This window comes from Phyllobacterium sp. YR531, from assembly GCF_000282595.1.
Classification (GTDB): domain Bacteria; phylum Pseudomonadota; class Alphaproteobacteria; order Rhizobiales; family Rhizobiaceae; genus Phyllobacterium.
Genome location: NZ_AKIZ01000015.1, coordinates 79000 through 94349 on the forward strand (window position 1 = coordinate 79000; position 15350 = coordinate 94349).

General features: G+C 53.3%; 14 protein-coding genes. 2 read left to right on the top strand and 12 right to left on the bottom strand.

What is annotated here, in order from left to right; translation table 11 throughout:
- Positions 1–94: 94 nt before the first annotated feature.
- Complete coding sequence (locus PMI41_RS06525; protein ID WP_008123026.1) at positions 95–1321, top strand: efflux RND transporter periplasmic adaptor subunit; 1227 nt, start codon at positions 95–97, stop codon at positions 1319–1321.
- The gene (locus PMI41_RS06530; protein WP_008123028.1) at positions 1318–4404 is read left to right on the top strand and encodes an efflux RND transporter permease subunit; all 3087 of its coding nucleotides are present in this window, start codon (positions 1318–1320) and stop codon (positions 4402–4404) included. Before PMI41_RS06525 ends, PMI41_RS06530 begins: the two co-directional genes overlap by 4 nt.
- 72 nt (positions 4405–4476) lie before the next feature.
- Here PMI41_RS06530 and PMI41_RS06535 read toward each other — a convergent pair whose 3' ends face one another.
- From PMI41_RS06535 to PMI41_RS06590, 12 genes are all read right to left on the bottom strand, one after another.
- On the bottom strand, positions 4477–4731 hold the full coding sequence (locus PMI41_RS06535; RefSeq protein ID WP_008123031.1) for a GlsB/YeaQ/YmgE family stress response membrane protein: 255 nt from the start codon (positions 4729–4731) through the stop codon (positions 4477–4479).
- A gap of 132 nt (positions 4732–4863) precedes the next feature.
- Positions 4864–5616, bottom strand: a complete 753-nt coding sequence (locus PMI41_RS06540) for an SDR family NAD(P)-dependent oxidoreductase (RefSeq protein WP_008123033.1) — start codon at positions 5614–5616, stop codon at positions 4864–4866.
- 70 nt (positions 5617–5686) lie between these two features.
- Positions 5687–6691 carry a N(2)-acetyl-L-2,4-diaminobutanoate deacetylase DoeB gene (doeB, locus tag PMI41_RS06545; RefSeq protein WP_008123035.1) on the bottom strand — a complete coding sequence of 335 codons (1005 nt, stop codon included), beginning with the start codon at positions 6689–6691 and terminating at the stop codon, positions 5687–5689.
- A gap of 7 nt (positions 6692–6698) precedes the next feature.
- Complete coding sequence (doeA, locus tag PMI41_RS06550; RefSeq protein ID WP_008123037.1) at positions 6699–7880, bottom strand: ectoine hydrolase DoeA; 1182 nt, start codon at positions 7878–7880, stop codon at positions 6699–6701.
- Between the two features lie 33 nt (positions 7881–7913).
- Positions 7914–8906, bottom strand: a complete 993-nt coding sequence (eutC, locus tag PMI41_RS06555) for an ectoine utilization protein EutC (protein WP_040853970.1) — start codon at positions 8904–8906, stop codon at positions 7914–7916.
- Entirely contained in the window at positions 8894–9898 is a 1005-nt protein-coding gene (gene eutB, locus PMI41_RS06560) for a hydroxyectoine utilization dehydratase EutB (RefSeq protein ID WP_008123040.1), read from the bottom strand. The genes eutC and eutB overlap by 13 nt, the downstream gene beginning before the upstream one ends.
- A gap of 1 nt (position 9899) precedes the next feature.
- Positions 9900–10679 carry an ectoine utilization protein EutA gene (gene eutA / locus PMI41_RS06565; protein ID WP_008123041.1) on the bottom strand — a complete coding sequence of 260 codons (780 nt, stop codon included), beginning with the start codon at positions 10677–10679 and terminating at the stop codon, positions 9900–9902.
- Positions 10680–10689: 10 nt separating this feature from the next.
- Complete coding sequence (gene ehuD, locus PMI41_RS06570) at positions 10690–11346, bottom strand: ectoine/hydroxyectoine ABC transporter permease subunit EhuD (RefSeq protein WP_008123042.1); 657 nt, start codon at positions 11344–11346, stop codon at positions 10690–10692.
- A 10-nt stretch (positions 11347–11356) separates the two neighbouring features.
- On the bottom strand, positions 11357–12016 hold the full coding sequence (gene ehuC, locus PMI41_RS06575; RefSeq protein WP_008123043.1) for an ectoine/hydroxyectoine ABC transporter permease subunit EhuC: 660 nt from the start codon (positions 12014–12016) through the stop codon (positions 11357–11359).
- A gap of 75 nt (positions 12017–12091) precedes the next feature.
- Positions 12092–12940, bottom strand: a complete 849-nt coding sequence (gene ehuB / locus PMI41_RS06580; RefSeq protein WP_008123044.1) for an ectoine/hydroxyectoine ABC transporter substrate-binding protein EhuB — start codon at positions 12938–12940, stop codon at positions 12092–12094.
- A gap of 51 nt (positions 12941–12991) precedes the next feature.
- Complete coding sequence (ehuA, locus tag PMI41_RS06585) at positions 12992–13789, bottom strand: ectoine/hydroxyectoine ABC transporter ATP-binding protein EhuA (protein ID WP_008123046.1); 798 nt, start codon at positions 13787–13789, stop codon at positions 12992–12994.
- A gap of 125 nt (positions 13790–13914) precedes the next feature.
- Positions 13915–15300 carry a PLP-dependent aminotransferase family protein gene (locus PMI41_RS06590; RefSeq protein ID WP_008123048.1) on the bottom strand — a complete coding sequence of 462 codons (1386 nt, stop codon included), beginning with the start codon at positions 15298–15300 and terminating at the stop codon, positions 13915–13917.
- Between the last annotated feature and the right edge of the window lie 50 nt (positions 15301–15350).

Here is a 15350-nt window from a genome sequence, read left to right on the forward strand (position 1 = left end):
GCGGGTGGCAATCAAGTCCACACTACGTTAATCTCATATGACAGGCTGGCAGAAATTTTGCTGGCCATTGTTTTGTTCCGGAGCGGTTTCCCCCATGATTAAGCGCTACATTGTTCCCGTGATCGTCCTGATCCTGGTCGTATTGCTCGGTGTTGGATTGGTAGGATTCAATCTGTTCCGGGAAAAAGCGATCAAAGATTTTTTTGCTACGATGCAGCAGCCCGCCGCTCCGGTATCAACCTACACGGTTGAGCCTGGTGTATGGACGCCCAATATCGAAGCAATTGGTACAGTTAGCGCCATTCAGGGTGTTGAGCTAGCTGTCGAAGTAGCAGGTATCGTCAAGGACATACCATTCGAAGCCAACCAGATGGTTGAGAAGGGCGCCGACCTGCTTCAGTTGGACGACGCCATTGAAAAGGCCGATATCGTTGCTGCCAAGGCGCAGGATGTTCTGGCGGACCAGACACTTGAGCGCGCGCGTACGTTGAATACACGCGGTGTTGGAGCCGTTTCCAATGTGGATGAGGCCCAGTCAGCATCCTTGGCCAAGAAAGCCGAAATTGCAAAGCTGCAGGCTGTTCTCGATCAGAAGCTGATTAAAGCTCCGTTCAAGGGTACAGTCGGTATTCCGGGCATCGAGCTTGGCCAGTATCTGTCGCCCGGAACAGTCGTTGTTTCCTTGCAGGATCTCAACACAATGCGTGTTGATTTTACGGTGCCGGAACAGTCACTTGCTTCCATTGAGATCAACCAGCCGATCAAACTCAACCTCACTGATAATGAAGAGAGCTTCGATGGCGTGATTACTGCTATCGAGCCGCGTATCGACCCATCGACACGCCTTGTTTCTGTACGTGCCAAGGTTGAAAACTCCTCGGGCAAGCTCCGTCCCGGTCAATTTGCTCAGGTTCGCGTGACACTTCCGAAGGAAGAAAACGTTGTTACCTTGCCTCAGACCGCGCTCGTTTCCAGCCTGTATGGCGATTACGTGTTCGTTGTTCGCCCTGCACCGGAAGAAAAGAAGCCAGCCGAAGGCGCTGCACCAGCCGATGCCGCAAAGCCGGCTGATGCGGCAAAGCCTGCCGATGCAGCCAAGCCGGCTGAGGGCGAGAAGAAAGAAGAGAAACTTGTTGCAACCCAGGTATTCGTGACCCCTGGCCGCCGCTCAGGACTTGTGGTCGAAGTCACCAAGGGTCTGAAACAAGGCGACATAGTCATTACTGCAGGTCAGAATCGCTTGAGCCCTGGCGCTGCGGTGAAGATCGACAACTCTGTTAACCCAGCAAATACAACCGATGCAGGACTGCCAAAGAAATGAATTTTTCCGAGATATTCATTCGCCGTCCAGTTCTCTCGACGGTTGTAGCACTGATGATCATTCTGCTTGGCGCGCAGGGTCTAGTGAACTTGTCTGTTCGCGAATACCCGAAGGTCGAGGAAACGGTTATCACCATTTCAACAGCCTATCCGGGTGCAAGCGCGGATCTGATGCAGGGCTTCATTTCGTCGCCCATCGCTAAAGCGGTGACGACGACTGAAAATATCGATTATGTAACATCTTCCTCGTCGCCATCGTCGAGCAAAGTTACAGTTCAGATGAAGCTCGGTGCTGATCCAGACGCTGCGTTGACCGAAGTCATCTCCAAGGTCAATCAGGTTCGCGGCGATCTGCCGGAAGAATCTGACGATCCCATTATTACAAAGGGAACGGGTCAGGACTTCGCGACCATGTACCTTGCCGTACAGAATCCGAATATGACCAGTGAGCAGATCACCGAGTATCTCGAGCGCGTTATTCAACCGCGTATGTCGACTATTCAAGGTGTTGCCGACGCCCAGATTCTGGGTGGACAGGTATTCTCTATGCGCGTCTGGATTGACCCGATCAAGCTCGCGGCTCGCGGCACGACGGCAACTGAAGTGCTGACTGCGATCAACCAGTCCAACTTCCTGTCGGCTCCAGGCAAGGTAAAGAATCTTTATGTTGCCTCGCCAATTACTCTGAAGACAACGTTGCAGACGCCTGAAGCATTCGGCGCAATGCCCATCAAATCAGATGGCGACAGCATTGTTCGCCTGCGGGATGTAGCGCGCGTTGAGCTTGGCGCTGTCAGCAAAGATACGGTTGTGACCTTCAATGGTTCCAGCGGTACGTTCCTTGGTGTCTTTCCGACACCGGCTGCCAACCCTATCGATATGACGGCTGCCGTTCGCAAGGAGCTGCCATCCATTCAGCAATCGCTGCCGGAAGGCATGACGATTACCATGTTGTATGACGCGACCGAGCAAATCAGCTCGTCCATTGAAGAAGTGTTGAAAACCGTTGCTGAAGCGGTGCTGATCGTTGTTGCGGTTATTCTGCTGTTCCTCGGATCGTTCCGGTCGGTCATTATTCCGGTTGTCACCATTCCGATCTCGCTTGTCGGCGTGTGCTTCTTCCTGTTTCTTCTCGGTTATTCGATCAATCTTCTGTCACTGCTCGCGATGGTTCTCGCCATCGGTCTGGTGGTGGATGACGCAATTGTCGTGTTGGAGAATATCCATCGACATATCGAAGAAGGGCTGAAACCAATCGATGCCGCGTTGCGCGGTATGAAGGAAATCACTGGCCCTATCATTGCCATGACCGTGACGCTTGCCGCTGTGTTCGCACCGCTGGGCTTTACAGGTGGTCTGACAGGCTCTCTGTTCCGCGAATTCGCGTTCACACTGGCAGGTTCGGTTATCATTTCTGGTGTCGCAGCTTTGACTGTATCGCCAATGATGTGTGCTCTGCTGCTGCGCGGTGGCAATCACAGCCGCTTCCAGCGTATCGTCGATGGTGCTTTCGGCTGGCTCGAAGGTGCATATGAACGTCGCGTTGCCGGGTCACTGGGTTTCCGTCCTGTAACATTGTTCATTGTTATCGCGCTTGTCGCTTTAACCGGGTTCCTTTTCACGAAGACATCTTCTGAACTGGCTCCGGAAGAAGATTCCGGCGCGTTGTTCTCTCTGGTGAATGCTCCTCAGTATGCAACGTCTGATTACACCAAGCTTTACGCTGATCAGATCGACAATCTGACCAAGGATTTGCCTGAGCTGAAAGCCCGCTTCAATATTCTCGGGCTTGGCACGACAAATTCCGCATTTGCGATCTGGGTGTTTAAGGATTGGTCCGAGCGCGACAAATCCCAGAAGCAGCTGCAAGAAGAGTTGCAGGGCCGTATTGCGCCTGTAGCTGGTGCCGAAGCATTTATCTTCTCACCTCCGACCCTGCCAGGTACTGGCGGCGGCTTGCCTATTTCGGTCATCATCCAGTCGACTGGACCGGCTGACAAGGTGTTTGAGGTTGCCGAGGATATCAAGAACAAGGCCCAGGCCTCCGGGCAGTTCATCATCGTGCAGAACTCACTGTCGTTTAACGCACCTCAGGTCACGATTACCATTGATCGTGACCGGGCATCCGCTTTGGGCGTGCCTGTCAGTGAGATCGGTCAGACACTCGGACTACTCGTCGGTGAGCCAAAAGTGTCGAAGTTCGACCGAGACTCAAACAGCTATGACATTTATCCGCAGGTGCCACAGGATTTCCGTTCCAATCCGGACAAGCTCGGCCAGTACTTCGTAAAGAGTGCATCGGGTGATATGGTACCGCTATCTGCGGTAGTGAAAATCAGCGAAAATGCATCACCTGCAGCCATTGAGCAGTTCAACCAGCTCAACTCAGCGACAATCTCGGCTTTGCCATTGCCGGGTGTGACGACGGGGCAGGGCTTGCAGACGATTATTGATACAGCACAGCCATTGATGCCTGATGGGTTCTTCCTCGATTATTCGGGCCAGTCCCGTCTTGAAATCGAGCAGGGCAGCACAATTCTGATCGCATTTGCCTTGGCCGTGGTTGTTATCTATCTGGTGCTCGCAGCTCAGTTCGAAAGCTTCCGTGATCCGTTCATCATCATGATGTCGGTTCCGCTGTCGATCTTTGGGGCGATTGTTCCGCTGAACCTGGGCTTGGGCACACTCAACATCTATACTCAGGTTGGATTGATCACCCTCGTCGGGCTGATTACCAAGCACGGCATTCTGATGGTGGAGTTTGCCAATCAGCAGCGTGAGCTTCATGGCATTTCGCGGCATGATGCAATTATTCTGGCGGCAAAGACACGTCTTCGCCCGATCCTGATGACGACTGCAGCTATGGCTTTGGGTGTTATCCCATTGATCACGGCAACAGGTGCAGGTGCTGCGGCCCGTTACTCTATCGGTCTGGTAATCTTCTCCGGTATTCTCGTGGGAACGATCTTCACTCTCTTTGTAGTGCCGATGTTCTACACCTTCATTTCCAGAAAGGATTTGAAGTCCGAGAGCGCTACAGCTGAACCCGGTGGAAACGCTACGCCTCAAACCAGCCACAGCTAGAAGAAAACACGTAACAAAAAGCCTCCGTACCATTTGGTCCGGAGGCTTTTTTTATTGTCGAATGTTAAGCAATCAGGCGCGTTTAACGGCGCGGATGATAACAAGCAGGATAATTGCACCGATGGCCGCGGCAATAATCTGTCCGATTATACCTGCACCCAGTGAGATGCCGAGCCTTGGAAACAGGAAGCCCGCAATAAAAGCGCCGATCACGCCGACGACAAGATCGCCGACGAGGCCAAAGCCACCGCCGCGAACCAGCATGCTGGCCAGCCAGCCAGCAATCAGTCCAACCAGTAGAAATACGAGAAGACCTTCTCCGCCCATATCAAGTTCTCCATTAACCGGTTTCACCACGATGGTTCGCAGGCCTGGATTCCTCAATCCATGATAGGCAAGAGAATCATCAAGGAGAGTCTACGCCCGGCAGGGCCTTTTGGATAATAAAAGTTGTTCCGGCTAATGTCCGGTCATTCCACCATCAACGGCATGAAAGCTGCCAGTTATGAAAGACGCCTTGTCCGACAGAAGAAAAGCCACCAGTTCAGCCACTTCTTCGGGTTCACCAATGCGATGCATCGGGTGCAATTTGGCAAGCGCATTTTGTTGTTTCTTCGGCATTGCGCTTATCTCGGGCGTGTTGATAAAGCCCGGTCCGACAGCAGTAACGCGGATTTTTCGGGCGGCATATTCAAGGGCGGCTGCTCGGGTAAGCCCAACAATACCGTGTTTTGAGGCGACATAGGCAGGCTCACCTGCAACAGCCTGAACGCCTGCGCCCGAGGACATATTCACCACGGCACCGCCGCCGCTTTTTACAATGGCGGGCAATTCATAACGAAGCCCATGAAAGACGCCGTCGAGATTTGTAGCCATCACTCGCTGCCATTCCACAGGATCATACTCGCCGGTATCCGTCTCGCGTTTTCCGGTAAACCCGGCATTATTTACTGCCAGATGGAGTCCTCCAAAGTAATCGACGGTTTTGCCCACAGCGGTTTCTACCGCCTTTGCGCTGGACACATCGCAGCGGATCACAAGGGTTCTATCTTTTTCGGGGTCAATATCGCTGGCGACAGCCTCTGCCTTGGCTTTGTCGATATCTACTAACGCTACAGAGGCACCGTATTCAAACAGTTTTCTGGTTATGGCTTCGCCCAAACCGGATCCCGCTCCTGTGACAAAGGCAATTCGGTTTTGCAAATCTGACATTTGAAGACCCTCATTCTAATGATCGGGTCTTTGATTAAGTCGCCGGGCTGTGGAAAGTTCCAGATTTTTGTCAGTCGACAGTCCCTATAACGGCCACGCAATCGCCCGGTTTAACCAGACCCGGAAAATGCCGGGCGGCCAGAATTCCGGTCAGTTTTGCCCGTATTTCTGCAGGAGCAACGCCGGTGCGACCGATGGGATAAATGCGGGCAATGAGCTGCCCATCTCGTACAGGATCGCCAAGATCGATCATGGTTTCGATCAATCCGGTGTCTTCAGCAAATGAGAAACAATCGCCCGAAGGCATATCGAGCCAGCGCGTTTCGCGGTGTTCGATCTGGCCGCTCAGAATGCCGCTAAAGCGCAGGAAGTTTGCTGCACCACGTTTAGCTATAGCTACCGTTTCAGCGCGCGCTGTGCCGCCGCCGCCAAGCTCTGTGGTAACAAATATCTTGCCCATCTCCTCAACAGTTGTGTCATACATTCCAACTGCGTCAATCTCGAGCATACGCATGGACCAAGGGGCAGAAAAGGCTTTTACCGCATCAAAACCTTTAGTCTCCTGGGCTTTATCCGGCAGAATATGGGCTGCTGCAAAGGGCACGAAATCAAGGGTTTTGCCGCCCGAATGGAAGTCTATCACCACGTCCGCACGGGGCAGCAATTCGCGTGTGAAGTAGTCTGCGATTTTCTGCGTAACAGTTCCATCAGGCTTGCCGGGGTAACTGCGGTTCATATTTCCCTTATCAATCGGTGATGTGCGGGTGCCTGCCTGAAAAGCCGGATAGTTCATTGCAGGAACGATAATCACCGTCCCAGTAATCGTATTGATGTCGAGAGTCCTGGCGAGATCGCATAAGGCAATCGGACCTTCATACTCGTCCCCATGATTGCCGCCAGTCAGAAGCGCGGTTGGTCCATCACCGTTCCGCAGGACCGCGATGGGGATCATGACTGATCCCCATGCAGAGTCATCGCGGCTATAGGGCAATCTTAGAAAGCCGTGCTGCACGCCCTGTTGGTCGAGATCGATGGTTGGTGTAACGGGCGAGGGCCGTAATGACTCTGACTGCATGGCAACCTCAGTTCTTGACGATCAGCTTGCGCGGGAAATTGGCGAGGCAATCCACGCCAGTCTCGGTAATCAGAATGCTCTCAGTGATTTCGAGCCCCATGGTTTCGAGCCACAAGCCGGTCATAAAATGGAACGTCATGCCCGGTTCGAGCACGGTCTTGTCGCCCGGACGCAGGCTCATCGTGCGTTCGCCCCAATCCGGTGGATAGGAAATACCGATCGGATAGCCTGTGCGGTTATCCTTGACGATGCCGTATTTCTTCAGAACGTCGAAGAAGCCATTGGCGATGTCTTCACAAGTATTACCAGGCTTCGCGGCAGCAAGACCGGCTTCCATGCCTTCCAGAGTTGCCTTCTCAGCGTCCAGGAACTCCTGCGTCGGCTTGCCCAGAAATACCGTGCGCGAAAGCGGTACGTGATATCGATTGTAGCAACCGGCAATTTCAAAGAATGTACCTTCGCCCAGCTTCATGGGTTTGTCATCCCAGGTAAGGTGAGGGGCGGATGCATCGGCGCCTGACGGTAACAGAGGTACAATAGCCGGATAGTCACCGCCAAACTCGGGGGTACCGCGAATCCCGGCATCATAGATTTCTGCAACGAGATCGGATTTGCGCATGCCGGGCTCAATCTTGTCGACGATACGTTGGTGCATAAGCTCGACAATGCGCCCCGCTTTTCGCATGTAGTCAATTTCGGTTGGGCTTTTGACAGCGCGCTGCCAGTTTACCAATGCGGTAGCGTCGACGAAGCGAGCATTCGGCAAATGTTTTTGCAGCGAACCGTAGGCTGCAGCGGAGAACCAGTAATTATCCATCTCCACGCCGATGATAAGCTTGTCCCAACCACGCTGGGCGATGACTTGCGAAAGGAAGTCCATCGGATGGCGTTCGGTGGACTGAACATAATTGTCGGCATAGCCCACTATATTGTCATGGTGCAGATAGGCAGTACGTTTTGCGCCGTTGGCATCCTGACCACGGCCATACCAGACAGGCTCTCCTTCCGGCGGCACTAGCACAGCCTGATGAACGTAAAAGGACCAGCCATCATACCCGGTAAGCCACGCCATATTGGAAGGATCGCTGCAGATAAGAAAGTCTATACCGCGCTTTTGCATGGCAACGCGCGTCTTCTTCAGCCGGTCAGCAAATTCCTGCCTTGTGAATTTCAGGTTGGGTTCGGTCATTTTCTGTTTCCTCATGCTTGGGCCAAGCCCTTATCAACTTTCGAAATTCGTTCCGGCATTTGCACGGACGGCGCGTGCACGTGCCAGTGTGGCAATCGCTGTGTCCTGCACGCCCGTGCCGGTAAGATCAGCAATTGTGATCTCTGATTGCGCGCTACGGCCTTTGGCAGAATTGGCAATCACTGCGCCAAGTTCATCGTAGGATGCTTCTGTTGCGATTAGTCCGGCTTCGATTGCGTGATGCAGTTCACCCAAACGGCGTGTCTGTTTGAGGCTGTCAGCAATGTAGAGATCAGCCTTGCTTATAATTTCCGGTGCCAGCTCATTCTTGTGCTCGGCATCTGAACCCATGGCGGTGATATGCTGACCGGGCGAAAGCCAGCCGAATTGCAGAACAGGCGCGGCGGCAGGCGTGGTTGTCACAATCACATCGCCGAGGCGAGCAGCTTCTTGCGGATCGGTAATTGCGGTGACCGGGATACCCAGTTTCTTGCTGGCAATCTGGGCAGCTTGTTCGGCTTTCGCACTATCTCTTGCCCAGATGAATGCTTTCTCTATCGGGCGTACCAGCGTAAGTGCTTGCAATTGCAATTGTGCCTGCACACCCGCCCCGAAGATGGTCGCCGTTTTCGAATCCTCACGCGATAAATGCTTGGCTGCAACAGCGCCCGCCGCAGCGGTGCGAATATCGGTAAGATATCCATTGTCGAGGAGCAGCGATTCTACCAGACCTGTCTTGCTGCTGAGCAGAACCATCATGCCATTGACGCTTGGTAAACCCAATGTCGGATTGTCGAAAAAACCGGGGCTGATTTTTATGGCGAAACTGTCGATCCCGGGCACATAGGCGGTTTTGACATCAACTTCACCGCGGTGTTCGGGAATATCCAGCCTCAGAATCGGCGGCATGGCCACTGGTTTGGTTGCCAGCGCATAAAAAGCATTTTCAACGCATTCAATAGCATCCAGATCCAACGATACGATCTTGCGCAGCTCAGCTTCGGTAAGGATCATCATGCGGGGCATGGTTCTGTGCTTTCTGCGGCCTTGTCGGCGGAAATAATGCGTTTGTGTTGATCCATATCGATGTTGCGACCCGATAGGATAATGGCGATTGGGCCTTCGGCCTGCACTTTACCCGCCAGCAATGCCCCGATGCCAACGGCGGCCGCACCTTCTATGACTTCGCGCTCGTATCGATAAGCATGAGCAATGCCGTCAGCGATTTCCTGTTCAGTCAGTAGAATGACCTCATCCAGTAATTCGCGAACCATCCAGAACGTGAACTGATTATCGAGGCCGATACCACCACCAAGAGAGTCCGCAAGACTTTCGGTTTCTTCGACAAGCACTGGTCTACCCGCAGCCAGGCTGGCATGCATTGCCGCACCAATTTGCATGGAAACGCCGATTACTTTTGCATTGGCTTGCTTGGCCTTGACTGCCCGGGCGATGCCTGATGCCAGCCCGCCACCCGATAATGGAACCAGCACAGCGCGAACATCGGGGAGGTCTTCTACAATCTCAAGCCCAAGCGTGCCTTGTCCCGCAATGATGTGCGCATTGTCGAAAGGTGGCACCATGATCAAGCCATCGTCACGGACCAGTCGCTCCGCTTCATCCTGCGCATCATCCTGGGATTTACCGATAATGCGTATCTCAGCACCAAGACGACTAATTTCATCAACTTTGTTCTTGGGTACCAACCGCGACATGCAGATGACTGCGCGTATTCCTTCAGATTGCGCTGCATAAGCCAGTGCGCGACCATGATTGCCGGTGGATGCTGCCACAACACCCCGTTGTTTTTCTGCTTGAGAAAGTTGGCTTAACGCATTGGTAGCACCACGTAATTTAAAGCTGCCCGTATTCTGTCGATGTTCCAGTTTAAGCCAGACCGGCACTCCGATCCTGTCTGAGAGCATTACGGATTGAACCATCGGCGTCCGCGCGACTTTTCCGGCAATTGCTTCACGCGCTTTTTCGATATCAGCAATGGTCACGAGATTCATAGCCATTTTACCAGCTTGCCATTGGCTGGACCATGAGGCTGCCGAGTTCAGGGCGCAGCGAATGTTCGCCGCAGATGCGCAGTGTTGCCCATGCTGTTGCAAGATTACTTGTAACGACTGGTTTGCCTATGGCCTGTTCAATCTCTCCCGCTACGCTAGCAGCGCGTAGAGCCGTACATGAGATAAATAGCGCATCTGCATCTCTGGCCGTTGCTTCGCGAGCGGCTGTGATCAACGATTGAGTACTGATCCGCGCCATTTCCCTGTCATCGTCCAAGCCGAAGCAGGTAAAGTTCGCGATATCAAAACCCTTGCCATTGAAATAGACCGCCATTGGCGTGCTTGTTTCAATAGTATAGGGCGTGAGGATGCTGATCCTCTTTGCACCAAATGCGCCAAGTCCTTTGACGGCAGCGCGTGTTGGCGTCACCACCGGTACGTTTGGCTTTGCCTGCTGAAGAGCACGCTCCACTTCTTCATCGCCAATGACGACAGAGGCAGAAGTGCACGAATAGCAGATTGCATCTAACTCTTCGTCAGGCAGGATCATCCATGCGCCTTCGCTCATCGGACGAAGCATGCGTCGCAAATTCTCCGGCGTTGTCGGATTGGCGTAGGGGATGCGCGAGGTATAGAGGCCAACGTTTCTGCTGGCGACCATGCGCTGGAAGTCCGGCTCAGTGGTGTGATCCGTAGCAAGAATGACCAACCCAACGCGTTTTGACAAAGGCCTGTCATCAAACTCCAGCGGCAAGTTCGTCTGTTGGATAGATGGGAACGCGTCCATATTGTGCTCCTCAATCAATCTTGCCATAGCGGCGCTCCAGCCAACGCAAGCCGATTACCGAAACGATGCTGATAACGAGAAAGAACGCACCAACCATCGTGATCGGTTCAATGTATCTGTAATTGTAATTGGCGATGCTGCGGGCCTGATTCATCAGCTCAAGCACCGTGATTGCCGAAAGCAGCGGTGTTTCCTTGAACATGGCGATAAAGTAATTGGCCAAGGCCGGAATCATCGGTGGCAATGCTTGCGGCATGATGATCTGCGTCCAAGTCTGCAGAGGGCTGAGATTGCATGCTTTGGCGGCTTCCCACTGACCTCGTGCCACATTGTCGATCCCAGCGCGATATACCTCGGCGGTATAGGTGCCATAATGCAGACCCAAACCGATAACACCGGCAACGAGCGGTGATAGCGTAATGCCAAGGTCTGGCAGTACGTAGAAAATGAAATAGAGCTGCACCAGCAATGGCGTTCCGCGAATAAACTCTGCAACAAAACCCATGGGCATTGATATCAGCCGGTTTTTCGAGCGGCGAACAATTGCAATGACAAGCCCCACGATAGCGGCCAGTACTGAGCCGAGAAGCGTCGCTATGATGGTGATCTTCACGCCTTCAATAAGCGTTGGAAGAATTTGAACGACGAAAGCCCAGTCCCATTCCATCATGAGCCTCCTATGATCTGATGCCATCGAGGCCGCGCGTCAAATAGCGCTCGAGACCGCGAATTGCGAAGGAGATGACGCTGGCGATAACAAAGTACAGCAAGAGGATCGTAAGGAACGGAACAAGGGTATTTCCCGTTTGTGCCCGCACGACTTGCGCCTGAAATGTCATATCGGTCAGCGATATCAGCGATACGACTGCTGAGGCTTTCAAAAGTTCAATGGCATTATTGCCAAAGGTCGGAAGCATCAGGACAAATGCCTGGGGTAGTATGATCTTGCGAAGGCCTTGCCAGCGCGTAAGGTTGAGCGCGATGCAGGCTTCATACTGTTCCTTGCCGATTGATCTTATCGCACCACGGACAACCTCAGCGCCATAAGCACCCACATTCAGACCCAAGGCAAGGACGCCAGCCTGCAAAGGTGTGAGCGAGAAGCCAAACAGGGGCAGAACGAAATAGGCCCAGAACAGCTGCACGAAAATCGAGGTTCCCCGGAAAAACTCGATATAGGCAGTCGCCAGCCAACGCAGCGGGGCGATGCGCGACAATCTCCCGAGGCCCGCAATGAATGCCATCACAAGCGCCAGTGCTGAGCCCATCAGCGTCAGCTGAATGGTTACGACAGCGCCGTCGAGGATAAGTTGCAGATAGCCGGCCCATTGGCCCATCGGTTTGCCACCTTCGTCAGAGTTTTGAGGAAGAGCCGCTCTGCCAAAGGGTAGAGCGGCACCGTTTGCAGTGCGTTATTTGGCAGCGCAAAGCTTATCGCGGGTGGTCGATAATGCTGCTTCTGCCGAAAAGCCGTATGGCTCTACAATCTTGGCGAATTCGCCAGATTTTTTCATTTCAGCGAGCACCTTGTCGAATTCATCACGAAGGGCAGTGTCTCCCTTGCGGAAGGCCGCGCCATCGCAATAGACGGGGGCACCCTGAACAGGTGCAATAACCTCAATGTTCGGATCGTTAGCCTTCTTCACCAGATCATTGATCGAGAGCACGGGCAGGGAGTAGGTATCAATACGTCCATCCTGCAGCATCTTCAGGCCGCTCTGACCATCCGGCACGACGATAACGCGCTCCCGCGGCACGCCTGCTTCAAGGGCGAGACGTTCTTCTGTGCCGCCACCGGGTGCGCCGATTGTAGCTTTTTCATCCTTGGCGATATCCTGATAGCTCTTGAAGCCTTTAGGATTGCCTTTTTTGACAAGGAAAGCCTCTGCATCGCAAAGGATCGGCTCTGAATAGGATACGGCGTTGCAACGTTCCGGCTTCATGAAAAGACCGGCGGTAACAACATCATGGCGGCCTGCCTGCAGACCCGGAATCATCGCGCCATATTCAGAAATGGAAGCAACAACATCATTGACACCGAGCTTCTTAAATACCGCACGCGCGACATCCGGACCGGCACCCGAAACGCTACCGTCAGCCTTGACAGCAGTGAATGGTGGTTCATTTGCGATCGCTATGCGGGCAAAGCCTTGCGCTTTCAGCTTGTCGAGTGCCTCATCAGCTTTTGCAGGCATGGAAGAAACCAAGGCAGACAAGGCCGCGGCTCCCAATAATGCACTGATTGTCTGTAATTTCGTCATGTTCCCAACTCCTCTGGTTTTTCTTTTATGCCTGCTCGTCGAGGGTCCGAATTAAATGCGGTGACCTGCGGCGATGATCTTTTTCAGGAAGGCTTGTGTTCTTTCCTGTTTCGGATTTCTGAAAATCTCGTCTGGCTTGCCATCTTCAACGATCCGCCCGCGATCAAAGAAAAGAACGCGATCAGCAAAATCGTGCGCAAAGCCCATCTCATGGGTGACGAGAAGCATGGTCATATCTGTCTCGCGGCAGAGGCGCCAAAGCACATTGAGCACCTCCTCGACGAGTTCCGGATCAAGCGCTGATGTTACTTCATCGAACAGCATGATTTTTGGCTTGAGGGCGAGGGCCCGGGCGATAGCAACGCGTTGCTTCTGTCCACCGGAGAGCTGTGATGGCATGGACTTTGCCTTGTCCGCGAGCCCGACCATATCCAGCAGTTCCATCGCATGCTGCTCGGCATCCTTACGCGCAACGCCTTTGGTCAGCATTGGTGCCAAGGTGACATTATCGAGCACACACTTGTGTGGAAACAGATTGAACAGCTGAAAGACCATGCCGATTTTTTCCCGCATCTTGTGAAGATGCGCTTCATCGGCCTGTTGCAGTTTGCCGTTACGTTCCATCTGGTAAAGATTGTCGCCGGCAACACGGATGGTTCCGGAGTCTATCCCTTCAAGCGTCATGAGAATACGCAGGATCGTCGTCTTACCTGACCCTGAAGGTCCGATAAGGGCAAGCTTCTCTCCGGGAGCGACACTGAAAGAAAGATCGTTCAGTACCTTGAACGCACCGAAACTTTTACTGATACCGTCAATCTCGATGATCGGTGCGGCGTTGGAAGGCGGCATGCGTGTCTCCCTTCTGGTTGAGACAGCCTCATGCCCTAACGATGGGAGACTTATGAAATCATGTCAATTGTTAAAATTAAATCATGACAATTTAACTGATCGTGATGAAAAATGAGGCGCTTCGGTTAAATGGCGAGCAACAAATGTTCCAAATCGCCGCGAAGTAGATTGGCAACGACATTCAGGCCTGAGCGAAGCTCCTGTTCTGTTGTCGAGCCAAGTGAGATACGTACAGCCGGATGCCAAGGATGGTTAGAAATGCGAAACGAAGCGCCAGGCGCAATGGCGACGCCTTGCAACCTTGCATGGGCAACGAAAGCCTCTTCAGTTCGCTCGCCGGTCAACGGCAACCAGATATGTAGGCTTTGTGGATGTGACAGGAATGGAATGCCCTCCAGCACCTCAGACGCGACCGAGTGGCGAATCCTGAGCGCTTCGCGTTGCCAGTTGACCAGTTCCATCGCAGTGCCGTCAGAAACCCAACGGCTGGCAATTTCCGCAACTATGGGCGTAGCCATCCAGTTGGAAACAAGGTGCCTGTTGGCAACTGCCGCTACGTAGCGGTCGGGAGCAGCAAGATAACCTATACGCAAACCCGGAATTACGATTTTGGTGAAGCTGGTGAAATACAGCGTGCGTTCTGGTGCAAGGGACGCAATCGGCGGCGGCCGGTTCTCAACAAGCGGCCCAAGTACATCGCTTTCGATAATTGCAATATCGTGCTTACGCGCAACCTCAACCAAAGCATTGCGACGTTCCAGCCCCATCAATGTTCCGGTCGGATTGATGACCGACGGTTGGACGAATACGGCTTGGATGCCGGAAGTACGACAGCACTCATCAAGTGATTCTGGAACGATGCCCTGATCATCAATCGCCAAACCTTCTAGCGTGAGACCGAGGTATGAAGCGAGCGGCGTGAGTGTGTGATGCCCTATGCCCTCAGTTGCAACTTTTGACCCCGGGGGCGCCGCACTCATCAGCGCAACAGTCATGGCAGCAGTAGCGCCATTGGTTATGCTTATATTACCCGGTGCAACATCAAGACCGCATGTGCGAAGCCATTCAGCCGCGATGGCGCGATGGCGCGGGAAAACGACATTGGGCCGGAAAGACAGGGCTGAGCTTGGGGGTAGAGTTTCTGCCAGCCAGCTCAACGCCTTCTTCATGCGATCAAGATGCATCGTCTCGCAGACTGGCTTCAGGATGGAAAGGTCAATGACCTCTCCGAGCCTTTCGGGAAGATAGGGCGGATCAGGTTCGCGGCTTGTGGTGCACACAAATGTGCCGCGCCCGGTCTCCCCGGAGATCAGATTTCTCCGGATCAGCTCTTCATACGCACGGCTGACAGTTTGTACAGAGAGACGCAGATCATCAGCCATGCGTCTGTGGGTAGGCAGGCGTACGCCTCCTTCCAGTTTGCCATCTGCGATGGCACGTGCAATCTGTTCCGCCAGCGATAGATAGGCCGGTCGGCGAAGGCTCGTCGGATCTGGTTGCCACAATGTCATGATTTATAAGTGATCGAAGTCAGTGCAATTGACAATCAAAAAATCACAAC

Excerpts from the sequence above, each read along its gene's own strand:
- PMI41_RS06525 (WP_008123026.1), top strand. The coding sequence starts at position 95 with ATGATTAAGCGCTACATTGTTCCCGTGATCGTCCTGATCCTGGTCGTA.
- PMI41_RS06530 (WP_008123028.1), top strand. The coding sequence starts at position 1,318 with ATGAATTTTTCCGAGATATTCATTCGCCGTCCAGTTCTCTCGACGGTT.
- PMI41_RS06535 (WP_008123031.1), bottom strand. The coding sequence starts at position 4,731 with ATGGGCGGAGAAGGTCTTCTCGTATTTCTACTGGTTGGACTGATTGCT.
- PMI41_RS06540 (WP_008123033.1), bottom strand. The coding sequence starts at position 5,616 with ATGTCAGATTTGCAAAACCGAATTGCCTTTGTCACAGGAGCGGGATCC.
- doeB (WP_008123035.1), bottom strand. The coding sequence starts at position 6,691 with ATGCAGTCAGAGTCATTACGGCCCTCGCCCGTTACACCAACCATCGAT.
- doeA (WP_008123037.1), bottom strand. The coding sequence starts at position 7,880 with ATGACCGAACCCAACCTGAAATTCACAAGGCAGGAATTTGCTGACCGG.
- eutC (WP_040853970.1), bottom strand. The coding sequence starts at position 8,906 with ATGCCCCGCATGATGATCCTTACCGAAGCTGAGCTGCGCAAGATCGTA.
- eutB (WP_008123040.1), bottom strand. The coding sequence starts at position 9,898 with ATGGCTATGAATCTCGTGACCATTGCTGATATCGAAAAAGCGCGTGAA.
- eutA (WP_008123041.1), bottom strand. The coding sequence starts at position 10,679 with ATGGACGCGTTCCCATCTATCCAACAGACGAACTTGCCGCTGGAGTTT.
- ehuD (WP_008123042.1), bottom strand. The coding sequence starts at position 11,346 with ATGGAATGGGACTGGGCTTTCGTCGTTCAAATTCTTCCAACGCTTATT.
- ehuC (WP_008123043.1), bottom strand. The coding sequence starts at position 12,016 with ATGGGCCAATGGGCCGGCTATCTGCAACTTATCCTCGACGGCGCTGTC.
- ehuB (WP_008123044.1), bottom strand. The coding sequence starts at position 12,940 with ATGACGAAATTACAGACAATCAGTGCATTATTGGGAGCCGCGGCCTTG.
- ehuA (WP_008123046.1), bottom strand. The coding sequence starts at position 13,789 with ATGCCGCCTTCCAACGCCGCACCGATCATCGAGATTGACGGTATCAGT.
- PMI41_RS06590 (WP_008123048.1), bottom strand. The coding sequence starts at position 15,300 with ATGACATTGTGGCAACCAGATCCGACGAGCCTTCGCCGACCGGCCTAT.